The organism is Desulfosporosinus sp. I2, from assembly GCF_000960765.1.
Taxonomy (GTDB): Bacteria; Bacillota; Desulfitobacteriia; order Desulfitobacteriales; family Desulfitobacteriaceae; genus Desulfosporosinus.
The window spans coordinates 1-14,913 of the sequence record NZ_JYNH01000117.1 but is presented as its reverse complement, the minus strand read 5'-3'; the positions used below and the strand labels follow the sequence as shown (position 1 = coordinate 14,913).

Here is a 14,913-nt window from a genome sequence, read left to right as displayed (position 1 = left end):
TATAAGACCCCATATCGGGCAATTCTTTTTTTGCTTCCTATTTCCCTTGCGTTTGGTTATACAGGCTTACTCGATCAAGTCATTACCTTTTCGATTCTTTCGGCCTTACTGGTTTATTTATTTATGGGCTACATGATGTTTAAATTCCGAAAAATGTATCCAATGGGTACAATCGAACGTGGGTATGTCGCTCCTTGGCATCCAATTCCGGCCCTTATCTTACTGGTATTAACTCTAACGACACTAGGTGGGATGTATTTCGGCTATTGGGTTAATGTCTTAGCTGGTTTATTATTTTACTTTTTAGCCTCACTGTGGTTCACTTTACATCGCTATAAATTTGTAGACACAAAGGCATTTCTCCAAGCAGGAGCTAGTCGCTGGCCTAGACCTCGAGGGTACTAATAGGATGAAAAAGAGAGGAGTAAATTGGCCACAACAAATTCCAGTCTTAGCTGCTATGATTATTCCTGGTTCAGGCTATCTCTTTTTATCAAGACCTATGCGTGGTTTAGTGATGTTGTTTTGGATGTGTATCTTTGCCTATATTACCTTTCGCTTAACAACATCTGAAATCTCGCTGATTGGCAGATATTCGGGAGGAATCGCTGTTTGGGTCATTTCAGTTCTAGAGGTATATCATATTACAAGAAAGAAATGAATCGTTGATTGACTAAAGGAACCTGACTTATCAAGGTATATTATGAGTCATAAATGACAACCAAAAGTCTAACGTGACTTGAAGTTTTGAAGCAGACTAGGATAAGTTAATCAAAGGGAATGTGATATCTTCTATAAATCTGAACAAACTAGGATAGTTTACACTCCAAAATTTCTTGAGAAAATGCTTCTAATGGAGTATTTTAGAATGGCAATTGTCAGATGTGACAAGGGACAAGCTAAATGTGAAATGTCTATGCTTAATTTTGGCATCGAATTTGCATAATATTTAAGTCGTAGCTACTTTGAATTTTCACACATGGGGGGTAGATCGGATTGATCGCGTGGACTCTAAATCCGCGTAGACGGGTGAAACTCCCGTACTCCTCGCCAAAAAGTCAGGGGGTAAACATTAGTGGGCATCATATGGACGCCGATCCAAAAACAGCGATTACAAGAACTTAACGCTAGCGAGGCCCAACGAGAGATGTGTTTCGAGTCTCAACAAGCGCGCGATCGAGCTTTCCAAGAACAAGAACATAGTCTGGTAGTAGAGGGAAAGCGGCGTTTAATGGAGTTACGGGATATTAAGAGACGACCTTCTTTAAGTGTTCTTGAACAGCAACTCGTTGAAGCTTTAACTCAGCAAGGATTTGTTCAGGTGGTCACGCCTACGATAATCTCAAAAACGTCTTTAGCAAAAATGTCAGTCTCTGACGATCATCCCCTCTTTTCCCAAGTATTCTGGCTTGATTCTAAGCGGTGTTTACGTCCTATGCTGGCGCCTAATTTATATACACTCTGGAAAGACTTATTGCGGTTATGGGAAAAACCAATACGCATTTTTGAGATTGGTACTTGCTACAGGAAAGAGTCTAAGGGCTCTTTACATCTAAACGAGTTTACGATGTTGAACCTAACTGAACTGGGTTTACCAGAAGATCAGAGACATCAACGGTTGGAAGAACTTGCCTCTCTGGTTATGGAAACTGTCGGTATTGCTGATTATGAGATGGAATTAACCACCTCCGTTGTTTATGGAGATACATTGGATGTCGTTAAAGGGATTGAGCTTGGTTCAAGTGCTATGGGTCCCCACCCACTTGACGATCAGTGGGGGATTATTGATCCATGGGTAGGGATCGGATTTGGTTTAGAGCGTTTACTTATGATTAAGGAAGGTTCCCAAAACGTACAGAGTATGGGTAGAAGCCTTACCTATCTTAATGGTGTTCGCTTAAATATTTAGTGATATCCAGAAGGTACCATAAAAGATCAGACGATAGGATTTCTTTTGAAATTAGAGAGAATTTGAACTTGAGTAGGAGGATTAATAGTTTATGCAAGAATCTGTTATGATCGAACCCTCCATATCAATGGAGCATATTGGTCGGGTTTATAAAATGATTAGTGAAATCCCGTTTTTTGATAACTCAAGGATCAGTGTGATCGAAATTTTACCCGGAGGGTTAACGAATAGTAACTATAAAGTGACCATTAACGATATTACCTATGCAGTAAGGCTCGCTGGCGCAGGAACCATGGAATACTTAAATCGTCCCGCTGAAAAGCATAATGCACAGGTCATGGCTGATATCGGAATTAGTGCCCCTATTATTTATTATGACGAAACAACCGGAAATCAAGTCTGTAAGTATATCGATGATTGCAAAACTTTACACATTAAGGATTTTAAAGAGGAAGCACGATATCTCAGTATGGCTGCCCATGTTTTTAGAAAATATCATGATTCTAAAAAAGAATTTATCTCGGACTTTAATCCTTTGCAAGAAATTGAAACTTATATTCAATTATTGGCAGACAAAAACTTTGAATTTTATCCAGGTGCTGAAACGATGCAAGAAAAGATTGAGGAGATCAGAGTGTTGTTTAAAAATAATCCTCCTCCTCTTGCCCCTTGTCATAATGATCCACTCTGTGAAAACTGGCTGGATGATCAGAAAAACTTTTACCTGATTGATTGGGAATATGGTGGAATGAATGATCCATTGTTCGACTTAGGAGCCCTTGCCATTGAAGCTGAACTCACAGACGAACAAGAACGCTTTTTCCTAAAGGAGTATTTTGGTGGGGATTTAACCGAGAAACAATTTGGCTCACTGATCATTAATAAATTTTTATGTGACGCCTTGTGGGCTTACTGGGCAGTGCTTCAAAATTGCTATGGGTAAATCGAGAGATGAGTATTGGCCGTATGGCTTGAATCGATATAATCGCGCGTATGCCCTAATTCATAACGGTAGTTTAGATCGGTCTATTAAAGCGAATCAATAAGATTCAAACTTACTGGGATCTTGTTTAATGATAAGTATCTACTCACATTCTCTACATCTTAAACCTTAAACATCTCGTCAAGAAAGGGTTCAGTGTTTGACACTGGACCTTTTCTTTTTCCATCAGATCTTCAACACGGCCAATGATCATGAGTATACCATTACTTAAGTGAGTTAATAATGACTTATGAAAGTGTTGATGGACTTGAACAAGTTCGCATTTTCATATGGATCTGGAATTTAAATTATAGACCGTTTGAGATGGAGTGAGTAAGATTTTGATGATATCCTTAGTGTATGAGGGTTTCCGGGATCGTGGAAGAGAATCTCATGCAAAGGGTTAAGTATTTAGGTCTTGGCATAGAATTTGCATCACTAAAGACTAGTGAACTCATTCAGTCCTACGACTGGCTAAAAATTTGAACAAAGAGAAGGTGATTTGATGATGGATTCTAAAACCGCTAAGTTAGATATAGTGTTGGAAAAAGCATTACAAGAGACTATTTTGAGCAGAGAGGAACTTTTGTTTTTACTGACGTTGTCGGAAGAAAGTGATCTTGCTAAGGTGTTTAACGCTGCCCGACAGGCTCGTACTCGCTACTTTGCGAATAAAATCTTTATTTACGGATTTGTATACTTCTCTACTTATTGTCGTAATGAGTGCGCTTTTTGTCTGTACCGCAAATCAAATCACTCCTTAAAACGATATCGTAAAACGGATTTAGAAATTATGGAAACAGCTTTGAGTCTCGTGAAATCGGGGGTCCACGTAGTGGATTTGACGATGGGAGAAGATCCCTATTATTTTGATAACCGAGAGTCGGGCTTTGAACGTTTGATAAGAACTGTAGAACTGATCAAAAAAAGTACGGAAATTCCGATTATGATCTCAGCAGGTGTTGTCCCAGAGGAGGTACTACGAGAGTTTAGGGAGGCTGGCGTAGATTGGTATGCTACCTATCAAGAAACTCATAACCCTGATTTATATCATAAACTCAGACTTGGACAAAGCTATACTGAACGGATGGAACGCAAGAAGTTAGCCCACAACTTAGGATTCCTTATTGAAGAAGGGTTATTAACAGGGGTGGGGGATACGGACGATGACTTGGTCAATTCGCTCGAGGCAATGAGAGATTTAGGAGCGGATCAGGTTCGAGTTATGAGTTTTGTTCCGCAGAAGGGCACTCCTATGCACCAATTTGCTTCAGTATCTCCGCATAGAGAGTTGCTGATTATCGCTATCATGCGTTTAGTCTTTCCGGATCGTTTGATTCCAGCCTCTTTAGATGTTGATGGACTTAAGGGATTAGCGGATCGCCTCAACGCCGGTGCGAATGTTGTAACCTCGGTCATTCCTCCACATTCTGGCTTGGCAGGAGTGTCCAATCATTCGCTGGACATTGAAGATGGAAACCGTACGATCAGCCGAATTACTCCAGTACTAGCCCAGCACGGACTGGTTGCGGCAAGTAAGGATGAATATGCCGAGTGGGTCTTGAATCGAAAAAGTCGTTCATAAGTTCTTCGAGGAGGAGCATTATTATGCGGGTTGTTGTTGTTGGAGGTAAGCTTCAAGGAGTCGAGGCAGTCTATCTAGCAAAGAAGGCTGGATGGGAAGTTATCCTAGTGGATAAAGATGCATGGGTTCCGGCGGCCGAGCTTTGTGACCAATTTTATGCTATCGATGTCACAAAAGTCGTAGAGTGGATACCTTTCCTTAAAGGCATCGATCTAATTATTCCAGCTTTAGAGAATCAAGTGGCTTTAGACAGCCTCGTGAGAAGTGCTAACTATGCCAATGTGCCCTTGATGTTCGACGAGAAAGCATATACGATTTCATCTTCGAAAATTAAGTCCAATCAATTGTTTGCCCGCTTAGAGATACCCGCACCGATTCCATGGCCAGAGTGTGGTTTTCCGCTCATTGTAAAACCTTCAGAGGCCAGTGGGAGTGAAGGGGTCGTAAAGCTAAAGAGCAGTCAAGAATTTCATCACCTGTTTGAAAAAGGTATGAAGGATTGGGTCATTGAGGAATACTTGGAAGGCCCGTCCTATTCACTGGAGATTATCGGCTTTTCCGGAGTCTATAAAGTCTTACAAATCACAGAATTGTATATGGATCAAGTCTATGATTGCAAACGAGTTGTCGGTTCTGTGACTTTATCGGATCAACTAAGAGCTGAGTTTGAGCAAATCGGATTAGGTTTGGCCAAGAGCTTGAATTTGAATGGAATCATGGATGTAGAGACAATTCTACATCGAGGGCACTTAAAAGTCCTTGAAATTGATGCCCGGCTTCCGAGTCAAACTCCGATTGCAGTTTATCATGCCACGGGTATTAATATGTTAGAAATTCTAGGTCAAGCGTTTGTGCTTAATCGGCCATGGCAAGAGTTTGAGATTATCGAGAAACGCGGCGCAATACTGGAACATATTAAAGTAGGAACCGACTATCTTGAAGTTTCTGGTGAACATATTATGTCGGAAGTTGGTCCGCTCTATCTTTATTCAGACTTTTTTGGAACGGTTGAAGCAATCACTAATTATTCGCCCGGTAAAACGGAGTGGGTAGCAACCTTAATTATCACAGGGGAAGACCTGAGAGAGGCCTGGGATAAGCGGAGCGCAGTTATTCAAGCAATCTGTAAAGAATGGGGTATCCGAAATTATATTGACTGTTTTCCAGTCTATGAAGAGAATCTTAAGTTTATTAAAAGCGCTTCAGGGAGTTGAACTATATTGACACGACTAAAGGAAAACGATGTTGAACCAATAGCTACAACGTTAGTGGGTTATAATGAGGACCTCTTGAGAATGACAGGATGCTCTTTAAGGGAGCTAGCAGCCCAAGCTTCTGGCAAGGAGATTGATTACCTCGTCAACCGGAATCCGCTGGTGGCAGTAATCCCTATGACCTGTGGCGAGGGGATTATCGAAGGGTTTGTCGAATCCGTCGCCAGTATCATTAGTTATCTTGGATCTAGGACAGTTATCACGAAAATCAGCGATGCTGGTGGTGTGGCAGAAGCCATTCAACTAGGGGCGGAAATCTTGTTTATGGCTGATGATGATCGATTTGTGGCTATTAATATCAGAACAGGTAAGGTTTCAGATAATGGAGAAGCGACTGGCAAAGGATATGTTGCAGGTCTGGAGCGCATGTGTCAGGGACTTAACGGAAAGAATGTCTTGCTCCTTGGAGCCGGTCCAGTGGGAAATAGCGCGGCTTTAGCCCTTGTACGTTATGGAGCGCAAGTCACTGTATTTGATGTCAATATATCCGCTAGTCAACGTTTGAAAGGGGCTATCGAAGAATTGGGCTATAACGTTCAGGTTGAGACTAATTTGGAGAGCGCCTTAACTGGACATCAGATTTTTGTTGATGCTTGTCCAGCGGAAAACGTTATACAGCTAAGGCATATATCTCAAGCTACAAGGATTGCGGCACCAGGTATTCCCTTAGGAGTGCCAGAGTTAGAGGTTAAGCAATTACTGACTGATCGATTGCTTCATGATCCGTTACAAATTGGGGTGGCAACCATGTTGCTGGAGGTCTTGTAGGAATCGTTGGTACTGCAGGATGGATTGGAGTTGGGCTAGATGACAGATACTTCGAAAAAACGTTATTATCGAAAAAACGTGGATTTTTTCAAATTTGTTGAAAAACTTAAATTATGGCCAGCAAAAAGTGGAACATTACATGGCATTAAGAGTATGACGATTCGAGGAAACCGCGCCGAAATTATAACTCATTGTAATGAAACATTTCAGATATACAATTCTAGAAATAGCCGAGCTGCACGTTGTCTAAGAAATAAATTATTTTTTAAGGCCTGTGGTACTTGCAAAATTCCAAACTGGAAATTGGAAAAATACTCATCAACGTTTGTGAATCAAAACTACGGTTCTCGCTTGTAATTAATCTGTTCACTTTACTGATCAGGAAAGTGAACAGTGTTGAGATAGATTTTAACTCATTGATAATGCTTGTTCTTACCCTTGGGTTGGAAAGACGAGCTTTATTATTAAGACCATTGCCTAGACAGTTAAAGGTAGAAAGGTAAATGGGCTAACTCAGAGCTTGGTTATTATGAATAATTAAAGAAGAGGAGGAAATTTAAAAATGGCTAACTATGAGGAGCTTGCAAAAAGTGTTATTGAGGGACAGAAGGATCAGGTATTGGATCAAGTTAAGAGCCTAATTGCAGCAGGAAACAATCCACTGGAAATTGTTAACGAGGGATTAATTGCTGGCATGAACGTTGTGGGTGTTCGTTTTAAGGCTGGGGAAATGTATGTTCCTGAGGTACTCATGGCTGCGAAAAGCATGAGTGGTGGGCTAGAGCTTGTGAAACCGTTAATTTCGGCTGCTGACCAAAAAAGTAAAGGCAAAATTCTTCTAGGTACAGTAAAAGGAGATCTTCATGACATTGGTAAGAATTTGGTCGGTATGTTGATTGAAAGTGGCGGACTTGAAGTCATTAATATGGGTGTTGATGTACCTACTGAAGACTTTATTGATGCCATTATTGAACATGAACCTGATATTGTCGCTTTATCTGCTCTTCTAACCACAACCATGCCTGCTATGCAAGACGTTATTGAAATGTTAGAAGATGAAGATCTTAGAGGTAAAGTCAAAGTGATTATCGGCGGTGCGCCAGTTTCTCAAGAGTATGCGGACACGATAGGTGCAGACGGATATGCCCCTGATGCTGGCTCAGCTGTAGAACTTTGCAAGAGACTCCTGGCCTCTAAATAATTCGATTCTAGGCATGATAGGATATTAAGGGGGGTGATTTGCTCACACAAAAATGTTTCAGATATACCACTTATTGTACCTATCTTATATTCCTTTTAAAATATATGGAGGTGAGTTTATTGACATTCAGAGGTATACATGCCGGTTCTGCTCGAATGGATGGAATTGGGCTGAATATGTTTACCAGCGATGATCTGTATGATGTCCATTTAGCAACCTTGGACCTTCTATGGGATGTCGGGGTAAAAGTCGAAAGTGAAGAGGCACGCGAAATTTTCTATAGTGCTGGATGTACTCTTGATAGGACTACGAATATTGTAAAAATCCCTGCGTTCTTGGTGGAGGATGCGATTCGTTCGATTCCTAAGACGTTTAGAGCCTGTGGTAGAAAACGGGAAAATGACTGGCTTAATGAAGGGAATCGAACCGGATTTGTTAACTTTGGGGAAGCCATTCGCATGATCGACCCATATACTCGTAAACTTAGAAAGCCTTTCAAAAAAGACGTTGATGATGTTACACGTTTTTGTGAAGCGATGGATCAAATTATTGTCTTTGAAAGAGCTTTAGGCCCTTCGGAAGTTGATCCGGATGTTGCACAAGTGCATATCGCGGAATCCTTCTATAACTTTTCGACAAAGCACGCATATATCGGGATGAATCGTCCGGAAAACATGCGTGCAGTCGCCAAGATGGGGTATCTGGTTTCTGGTGGAGAAGACAAATTCCGCGAAAGACCCCTTTTCTCACAAAGCACAGACCCAGTTGCTCCCCTTGTCCATGCTAAGGGTGCAACGGATACGCTGCTTCAAGCGATTCGCTTAGGGGTTCCAGCTAAAATCAACTCTATGGGACTCGCTGGCGGCACGACTTGCGTTAACTTGGCAAGCACCCTGGTCACTCACAATGCGGAAATCTTGAGTATGTTTGTTTTAGGTCAGCTTGAAAAGAGAGGGTATCCAATGGTCTATGGAACATCCACAACCATGATGGATTTGAGAACCACCGTTGCTTGCGTTGGAACTCCAGAACTCGCTCTTTTCAGTGCGGCTTGTGCCAAACTTTCTCAGTTCTATAATATCCCTGTCTGGGTAGCTGGTGGATAGACGGATAGTAAAGTACCTGATGCCCAAGCAGCCCATGAGTTTACCCTGACCGCCTTATTACCAGCGTTAGCAGGCGCTAACATGATATATGGTCTGGGGATGCTCGAAGGTGGCTTGACTTGGGACTATGCTCAGATGGCTATGCAGAATGAAATGGCTCGCATGATTATGCATACCATTAAAGGTATTTCGATAAGTGATGAGAAAATGGCATTGGAAGTTGTCCGTTCGGTAGGTATCGGCGGAGAATTCATTAGCTGTGATCACACTTATGCGCATTACAAAGAGCTTTCCAAGACTGAATTGCTAAATCGTCAAAATCGAGAGAATTGGGAAACGGCTGGCAGTAAGGATATTGTCGAAACTTCCTATGCAAAATCGATTGATATTCTTGAAAACTACGAAAATCAAAATCCTTTATCAGAAGATATGCAACGTCAGTTGAAAGAGATCGTGTTAGAAGCAGAAGCTGAAACCACGGAAATCAAGGCTAAGGAAAAAGAAGCTAGAAGAAGACCCAGAAAACCGAAGTTCTAAGGAAGATCATACTGGTTTCAAAAATGAAAGAGTTGGTATATTACTGACTCTTTCATTTTTTGACTTACTCAAGTTAAAACTGACTTAAGATAGGTTTTTGCTTCTAAGTATATGAGCCAAACTACTGGGATAGGGATTTCTAAAGAGAGATATTTGTGATGGCACACTTTTTGCATTATAAAAGATCTATAACAAAATTTGAACTATTCAATAAGTTTTGGATTAATTGAGTAGGTATTTTTGTAAAGATGGAAGGTGAAAGTATATTTGAAAATTGAATAGGTAAGAGATAAGACTAGTCAAGCGGATTTATCGTAGTTTTATATTGAAGGAGTGACATGAATGGGTAATGCTGATGTTAGTCCATTGTGGTACTGGTTAGTTTTTATTGCTTATATTGCTTTTCTTATTGCTGTAGGGTTAAATGCCTATAAAAAGCAAAAATCCAGTGCTAGTGCCGAAGAAGAACATAATGACTATTGGATCACAGGTCGTAGTCAACCAGCCTATATGGTCGGTATGTCTGTAGCTTCCGGGTGGATGTTAATCGGAATGATCACCTGGATGACATGGGCCACCTATGACCTAGGATTATCCGGTTTATGGGTAGTTGCAATTCCTTGGTTTCTCTCGAACATCTGGCAATTTTTAATGGCTCGTCCTTTAAGAAGGATTAAAGCTATATCACAATGCCAGATGCTGGAGAAACGTTTTGGGCTCCCAGCGAGGATTCTGTCTGCTCCCATTAATATCTTTTCTTATACGATCTGGTCAGCGGCTGAACTTTATGCAGCATCATTGATCATGGCCCCAGCTCTCGGTATATCTATCGAGTCGATGATTGTAATCTATGCGATACCAATCGCCATATATATGTGGATGGGAGGTTTCCGATCAGTCATCAATGCCAATGTTGTTCAATTTTTCATGGGCGCAATAATATTGATTGTAACTACTGTTGCCATCTTCTTCACCGCCAATGGCATCGCAACAGCCCAAGGTACAACGATTATGGGTATGTTACATGCTCAGCCAATAGTCAACAGTCTTGCTTATCCGGTTGATTCTACTAAGAACTCAGCCAGCTTTTTCGCATATGTATCGTTATCCTTCCCCTTGATCGTTATGCTCGGATTGGTCCCAGGGTGGGCATCTGCAGAAGATTTCTGGTTAAAAGCCCAAGCAGCTAGGAGTACAAGCGAAGCTCGTCGAGGCGGTTTATACAGCATCGCCTTCAATACCGTTATTATCGTTTTACCCGCTGCGATTATTGGCATTTTAGGCCTAATCGTATTTCCTCCAGAAACTACAGATGGTGTTGTTTCTGCAGCCGCTGTTTTGGGGGATAAAGGCGCATACAACATTATATCAACGTATATTAATTCCTATATGCCTCCTATGCTTAAAGGGCTACTGATATTCTTATTGTCAGCACATACGATGTCAACGGTAGCCAATTACAGTAATATCTCAGCGATGAACCTGTCATACGATGTTTTTCAACCTTTAATTTATAAAAAGAGAAACTGGTCTGATGAGAAAATCGTTAGATGGTCACGCCTAGTTACAGTATTCATGATCGGCGTTAACATTCTTGTAGCCTTACTTTATAACAGTCCAGTCGTGGGAGCGACTCTTAATGACGCTTACTTCTTATCTTCAGGTCTGCTTACCGCTGGTATCTCCGTGATGCTTTATGTATTATGGTGGAAGCGTGCAACCCTTTTAGGGGTAATGTTAGGTGGATTATTCGGTACTTTGGGAACTTTCATCTTCTTCATTCTGGAATACAAGGTATGGAAATCCGTCTATAATACACCAATTTGGGACTGGGTATTCGGGCCTGGAGCAATGGCAAACTCGTACTTGGGTTACTGTGTCGTCGGGTTGGTTTGCGGTATTGCCGGTGTAATTATCGGTACTTACGCATCCCCACCTCCGTCCAAGGAACTACTTGCCGCCATCTCAGATCAGCCTATTGATAACAATGAAGAATTCTTTGCAGGCATGCATTCTTAAGGTTACTGAGGATTGGGATTGGGATTGAAATTTGAATTGAAATGGCTAAGGAATCATTCCTTAGCCATTTTTTCAAATCTTGTTATAAGTTGTAATATGGTCTTTTAATCGATATAATTTCTTAAAGGCAAACTGAGTTTATTGTCAAATTGAGGCTCTATTGGGAGAGGGGTGGGTTAAATGCTTGCTGCTGATTTTTCAAGATTTGTTCTAATTCCTTTATTTGTCCTTAATATGGGTGCGATGGTTATAACGTTGCAAATGAAAAAGAAAATTAAACCTGAATTTTCCGGAAATCTAAATAAACTTTTTTTATTGGAGAACATTATTGGTTTAGCGTGTTCAATCGGTTTGGGCTATATTGCCTTTTTTGTTAATTAGGATTGTGCTTTACTCCGACTGTTTAAGGTCATGTTCTTCTGATGGAAAGTATTTGCGAATTAAACGACTGGCTTTACTTTGACTAATTTCCAAGGATTTGGCCACTTCATATGAACTTCCTAACTCTTTATAGGCTTGTAATATTAAGTTTTTTTCGACATCACATAGAGCATCTTCAAGGGAAACTGGTCTAGATGTGATGGAGGGGATTGGGGCCATCGGATGATCTATCGAGGTATGAAAGGAATTAGGTAAATCAACTTCATCAATAACCTTAGCCTGAGTTACGACGGTCAGGCGTTCAATAATATTTTCTAGTTCCCGAACATTGCCAGGCCATGGATATTCAACAAATAATTCATAGCATCTCTCACTAAATTCGTGATTTAATTTATATTTTTTATTAAATTTTGCCAAAATCTCCTGAGCTAAAGGAATGATCTCTTCTTGACGTTCTCTTAATGGGGGAAGCACGAGTTCAAATATATTTAAACGGTAGTATAGATCTTCACGAAAGTCCCCCTTTGTGATCATTGCTTGCAAGTTGCGATTAGTAGCAGCTATGACTCTGCAGTTGAGATGTTGAATTTCACGCCCACCAACTTTGAAGTATTGATTCTCATGGAGTACTTGCAAAAGTTTCGCTTGCATGCGGGGAGAGAGTTCAGCTATTTCATCTAAGAAAAGGGTACCTTCATTGGCAAGTTCGATTAACCCGATGTTTCCTTTAATATTGGCTCCGGTAAAGGCCCCCTTAGAATAGCCAAACATTTCTGCTTCCATTAGTTCCGATGGAATTGAAGCACAGTTTACAGTAATAAATGGGCCGCCTTTGTTGGGACTATTATTGTGGATATATTTAGCCATATGCCCTTTGCCAGAACCAGATTCACCTAGCAAAAGAACGGTTGAATTAACCGCAGCGATTCGTCCGACAAGTGCAAGAAGGGATTCCATTTTTGAACTCTTGCAAACAAACGCGGGGATTTTAGTTTCTTTCTCACGAAGGACGGCAACTTCTTTTTTATATCGTTTTAATAATTGAATACTTTTATCTAATTCGTGTTTGATTCCCTCGGATTCAGTGACGTCTCTGGAATTTTCAATAATCAGCTCTATATTACCTTCTGAGTCAAAGACTGGAGTGGCTGTGGTAAGCAGTGTTTTCCCAGTACATGTTTTTTGCTCGAGGGTGATGCTCATTTTCTTATCAATCGCAATGGGGCTTACGCGGGGACCCCAATATTTTTTTTCTGATATCTCTCTAGATTTTTTGCCAATGATTTCAGAGGCTTTAACACCGTAGTGTTTCTCACAGGCATTATTCACGTATATGACGAACCCATTGGCATTTGTGACGTAAATTTCATCGTGGGAATTGTCTAAGATTTTTTTCAGTGTGTATAAATCTAACTCTTCCGGTTCGAGTGGCATCCTGAATGACCCCCTATTAAATCATTTATGACTTATATTTTATTTTCGACTTATTTAGGGAAAAACCTTTTAATTTTTACCTATTTGAGTAGAATAAATATTTTATCGTATTTATATCCGGTTTTTCGACATTTTTTGTATTCTGTTTCTATATTTAATTTCATTAAACGATTATGACTTATTAGAAGTCAGCTCTGACTCAATTTTACAACTATTTCTGTTATAAATCATGCATAATTTGAGGTTCTTTAGGGTAAAATATTTATTTTTTTATGGCATGGTTTTTGCATAATTTAGGGACTATAGGAAGCCTGATTTCAAGACTATTCAAATTATAGAGCAAGAGAGTGAAAGGAGAAACCATAAATGGCTATAAGAGAAGATCTAGTTGCCCTAGGAATGGTAGAAACCCGTGGAATCGTAGGAGCCATCGAAGCAGCGGATGCTATGGTTAAAGCAGCGAATGTCACCCTAATTGGAAAAGTAAAAGTTGGAGGAGCCTTAGTCACCGTCATGGTCCGAGGAGACGTGGGAGCCGTTAAAGCCTCCGTCGATGCTGGGGCTGCAGCAGCAGAGCGAGTTGGAGAACTCATCAGTTGTCACGTAATCCCTCGCCCCCATCAGGAACTTGAAGCCATTCTACCTAAATTACCGGTCATCGAAGAAAAGCCGAAAACTAAAAACGTAGAGAACACAAAGTAACGTTGTTTAGCTCAAGCTGAACCTTTAACGTTTAACTCCCACTCATAGTGGGAGCCATGAAACGAGTTAAATCGTCGGAGCTAAAAAAGCGTCCGGCATTCATAGGGAGGGTAATCATGATAGAGCCCATAAAGCCAAAAGTATTAGCTGTCCGATTAATTCCCAACGTGGCCCCCGATCTAGCCGAAAAATTAGGTCTCACAGGCTATCAACGCTCAATCGGGATGATCACCGCTGACATTGATGATTCGACCTACGTCGCCTTAGACGAAGCGACCAAAAAAGCGGAAGTAGAAGTCGTGTATGCCAAAAGCTTCTATTGTGGAGCAGCACGAGCCTCGGGCCCCTTATCCGGAGAAATTATAGGCATACTAGCTGGGCCGAACCCAGCCGAAGTAAGAGCCGGAGTGGATGCCTGTATTGACCACCTGGAAAACGAATGCTGGTTCTACACCAGTGACGGCGGAAAAACCGCCTGGTTCCCGCACACCGTGTCGCGAACCGGAAGCTACCTTTCCAAATTGGCGGGAATCCCAGAAGGGGAAGCGCTATCCTACCTGATCGCGCCTCCGATCGAAGCCATGTATGGACTTGACGCCGCCTTAAAAGCTGCAGAAGTGACGATGAAAGCCTTTTACGGACCACCGACCGAAACCAACTTTGGTGGGGGACTACTAACCGGCTCCCAAAGTGCCTGTAAATCGGCCTGTGAAGCATTCCAAAGAGCCGTGATCGACGTCTGTGAAAACGGCCTAAAATTCTAACAAAAGGGAGGTGCCGCTCGTAATGGAACTTGATCGAGACCTATGTTCCTTACAAGAAGCCCGAAATTTAGTTCGAGCTGCACGCCAAGCCCAAGAAGCTCTAAAAGACTTCACGCAAGAACAAGTAGATCATATTATTGACCTAATGCGCGAAGCCGGTGAAGCCAATGCAGCCAGGTTAGCCATGATGGCGGTTTCAGAAACGGGCATGGGAAACTACGAAGACAAATGCTTTAAAAACTATTTTGCCT

Annotated in this window: 13 protein-coding genes and 3 pseudogenes; 15 read left to right on the top strand and 1 reads right to left on the bottom strand. The window is 41.3% G+C overall.

All coding sequences use genetic code 11. The features are described 5' to 3' along the window. From UF75_RS29310 to UF75_RS19665, 12 genes and pseudogenes are all read left to right on the top strand, one after another. A pseudogene (locus UF75_RS29310) lies at nucleotides 1-405 on the top strand (amino acid permease); the annotation flags it as partial. Between the two features lie 4 nt (nucleotides 406-409). After that, the gene (locus UF75_RS19720) at nucleotides 410-661 is read left to right on the top strand and encodes a hypothetical protein (RefSeq protein WP_045576275.1); all 252 of its coding nucleotides are present in this window, start codon (nucleotides 410-412) and stop codon (nucleotides 659-661) included. Between the two features lie 414 nt (nucleotides 662-1,075). Next, nucleotides 1,076-1,909, top strand: coding sequence for a pyrrolysine--tRNA(Pyl) ligase large subunit (gene pylSc, locus UF75_RS19715; protein ID WP_045576271.1), 834 nt, complete (start codon nucleotides 1,076-1,078; stop codon nucleotides 1,907-1,909). Between the two features lie 91 nt (nucleotides 1,910-2,000). Then, nucleotides 2,001-2,852, top strand: a complete 852-nt coding sequence (locus UF75_RS19710) for a choline kinase family protein (protein WP_242860356.1) — start codon at nucleotides 2,001-2,003, stop codon at nucleotides 2,850-2,852. Between the two features lie 544 nt (nucleotides 2,853-3,396). Continuing rightward, nucleotides 3,397-4,476 (top strand): methylornithine synthase PylB, encoded by a 1,080-nt coding sequence (gene pylB / locus UF75_RS19705; protein WP_045576270.1) that lies wholly within the window; start codon nucleotides 3,397-3,399, stop codon nucleotides 4,474-4,476. A 23-nt stretch (nucleotides 4,477-4,499) separates the two neighbouring features. Continuing rightward, nucleotides 4,500-5,690, top strand: coding sequence for a 3-methylornithine--L-lysine ligase PylC (pylC, locus tag UF75_RS19700; protein WP_045576269.1), 1,191 nt, complete (start codon nucleotides 4,500-4,502; stop codon nucleotides 5,688-5,690). 6 nt (nucleotides 5,691-5,696) lie between these two features. After that, nucleotides 5,697-6,518 (top strand): 3-methylornithyl-N6-L-lysine dehydrogenase PylD, encoded by an 822-nt coding sequence (gene pylD, locus UF75_RS19695; RefSeq protein ID WP_045576268.1) that lies wholly within the window; start codon nucleotides 5,697-5,699, stop codon nucleotides 6,516-6,518. 39 nt (nucleotides 6,519-6,557) lie between these two features. After that, nucleotides 6,558-6,875 carry a pyrrolysine--tRNA(Pyl) ligase small subunit gene (gene pylSn / locus UF75_RS19690; RefSeq protein ID WP_045576267.1) on the top strand — a complete coding sequence of 106 codons (318 nt, stop codon included), beginning with the start codon at nucleotides 6,558-6,560 and terminating at the stop codon, nucleotides 6,873-6,875. Between the two features lie 205 nt (nucleotides 6,876-7,080). Then, on the top strand, nucleotides 7,081-7,719 hold the full coding sequence (locus UF75_RS19685) for a corrinoid protein (protein ID WP_045576266.1): 639 nt from the start codon (nucleotides 7,081-7,083) through the stop codon (nucleotides 7,717-7,719). Between the two features lie 104 nt (nucleotides 7,720-7,823). Beyond that, nucleotides 7,824-9,362: pseudogene (locus UF75_RS30390) on the top strand (trimethylamine methyltransferase family protein). Between the two features lie 342 nt (nucleotides 9,363-9,704). Continuing rightward, complete coding sequence (locus UF75_RS19670) at nucleotides 9,705-11,381, top strand: sodium:solute symporter family protein (RefSeq protein ID WP_045576265.1); 1,677 nt, start codon at nucleotides 9,705-9,707, stop codon at nucleotides 11,379-11,381. Nucleotides 11,382-11,561: 180 nt separating this feature from the next. Further along, nucleotides 11,562-11,762 (top strand): hypothetical protein, encoded by a 201-nt coding sequence (locus UF75_RS19665; RefSeq protein ID WP_045576264.1) that lies wholly within the window; start codon nucleotides 11,562-11,564, stop codon nucleotides 11,760-11,762. Between the two features lie 9 nt (nucleotides 11,763-11,771). On the opposite strand, the gene UF75_RS19660 is transcribed toward UF75_RS19665, so the two are convergent. Then, nucleotides 11,772-13,196: a sigma 54-interacting transcriptional regulator gene (locus UF75_RS19660; protein WP_045576263.1), complete on the bottom strand. Its 1,425-nt coding sequence runs from the start codon at nucleotides 13,194-13,196 to the stop codon at nucleotides 11,772-11,774. 366 nt (nucleotides 13,197-13,562) lie between these two features. On the opposite strand from UF75_RS19660, the gene UF75_RS19655 reads away from it, so the two are divergent. The 3 genes and pseudogenes from UF75_RS19655 to UF75_RS19645 all read left to right on the top strand — a co-directional run. Next, nucleotides 13,563-13,898 carry a BMC domain-containing protein gene (locus UF75_RS19655; protein WP_045575692.1) on the top strand — a complete coding sequence of 112 codons (336 nt, stop codon included), beginning with the start codon at nucleotides 13,563-13,565 and terminating at the stop codon, nucleotides 13,896-13,898. 116 nt (nucleotides 13,899-14,014) lie between these two features. Further along, entirely contained in the window at nucleotides 14,015-14,662 is a 648-nt protein-coding gene (eutL, locus tag UF75_RS19650; protein ID WP_045575691.1) for an ethanolamine utilization microcompartment protein EutL, read from the top strand. Nucleotides 14,663-14,684: 22 nt separating this feature from the next. Continuing rightward, a pseudogene (locus tag UF75_RS19645) lies at nucleotides 14,685-14,913 on the top strand (acetaldehyde dehydrogenase); the annotation flags it as partial.

Excerpts from the sequence above, each read along its gene's own strand:
- UF75_RS19720 (WP_045576275.1), top strand. The coding sequence starts at position 410 with ATGAAAAAGAGAGGAGTAAATTGGCCACAACAAATTCCAGTCTTAGCT.
- UF75_RS19710 (WP_242860356.1), top strand. The coding sequence starts at position 2,001 with ATGCAAGAATCTGTTATGATCGAACCCTCCATATCAATGGAGCATATT.
- pylB (WP_045576270.1), top strand. The coding sequence starts at position 3,397 with ATGATGGATTCTAAAACCGCTAAGTTAGATATAGTGTTGGAAAAAGCA.
- pylC (WP_045576269.1), top strand. The coding sequence starts at position 4,500 with ATGCGGGTTGTTGTTGTTGGAGGTAAGCTTCAAGGAGTCGAGGCAGTC.
- pylSn (WP_045576267.1), top strand. The coding sequence starts at position 6,558 with ATGACAGATACTTCGAAAAAACGTTATTATCGAAAAAACGTGGATTTT.
- UF75_RS19685 (WP_045576266.1), top strand. The coding sequence starts at position 7,081 with ATGGCTAACTATGAGGAGCTTGCAAAAAGTGTTATTGAGGGACAGAAG.
- UF75_RS19670 (WP_045576265.1), top strand. The coding sequence starts at position 9,705 with ATGGGTAATGCTGATGTTAGTCCATTGTGGTACTGGTTAGTTTTTATT.
- UF75_RS19665 (WP_045576264.1), top strand. The coding sequence starts at position 11,562 with ATGCTTGCTGCTGATTTTTCAAGATTTGTTCTAATTCCTTTATTTGTC.
- UF75_RS19660 (WP_045576263.1), bottom strand. The coding sequence starts at position 13,196 with ATGCCACTCGAACCGGAAGAGTTAGATTTATACACACTGAAAAAAATC.
- UF75_RS19655 (WP_045575692.1), top strand. The coding sequence starts at position 13,563 with ATGGCTATAAGAGAAGATCTAGTTGCCCTAGGAATGGTAGAAACCCGT.
- eutL (WP_045575691.1), top strand. The coding sequence starts at position 14,015 with ATGATAGAGCCCATAAAGCCAAAAGTATTAGCTGTCCGATTAATTCCC.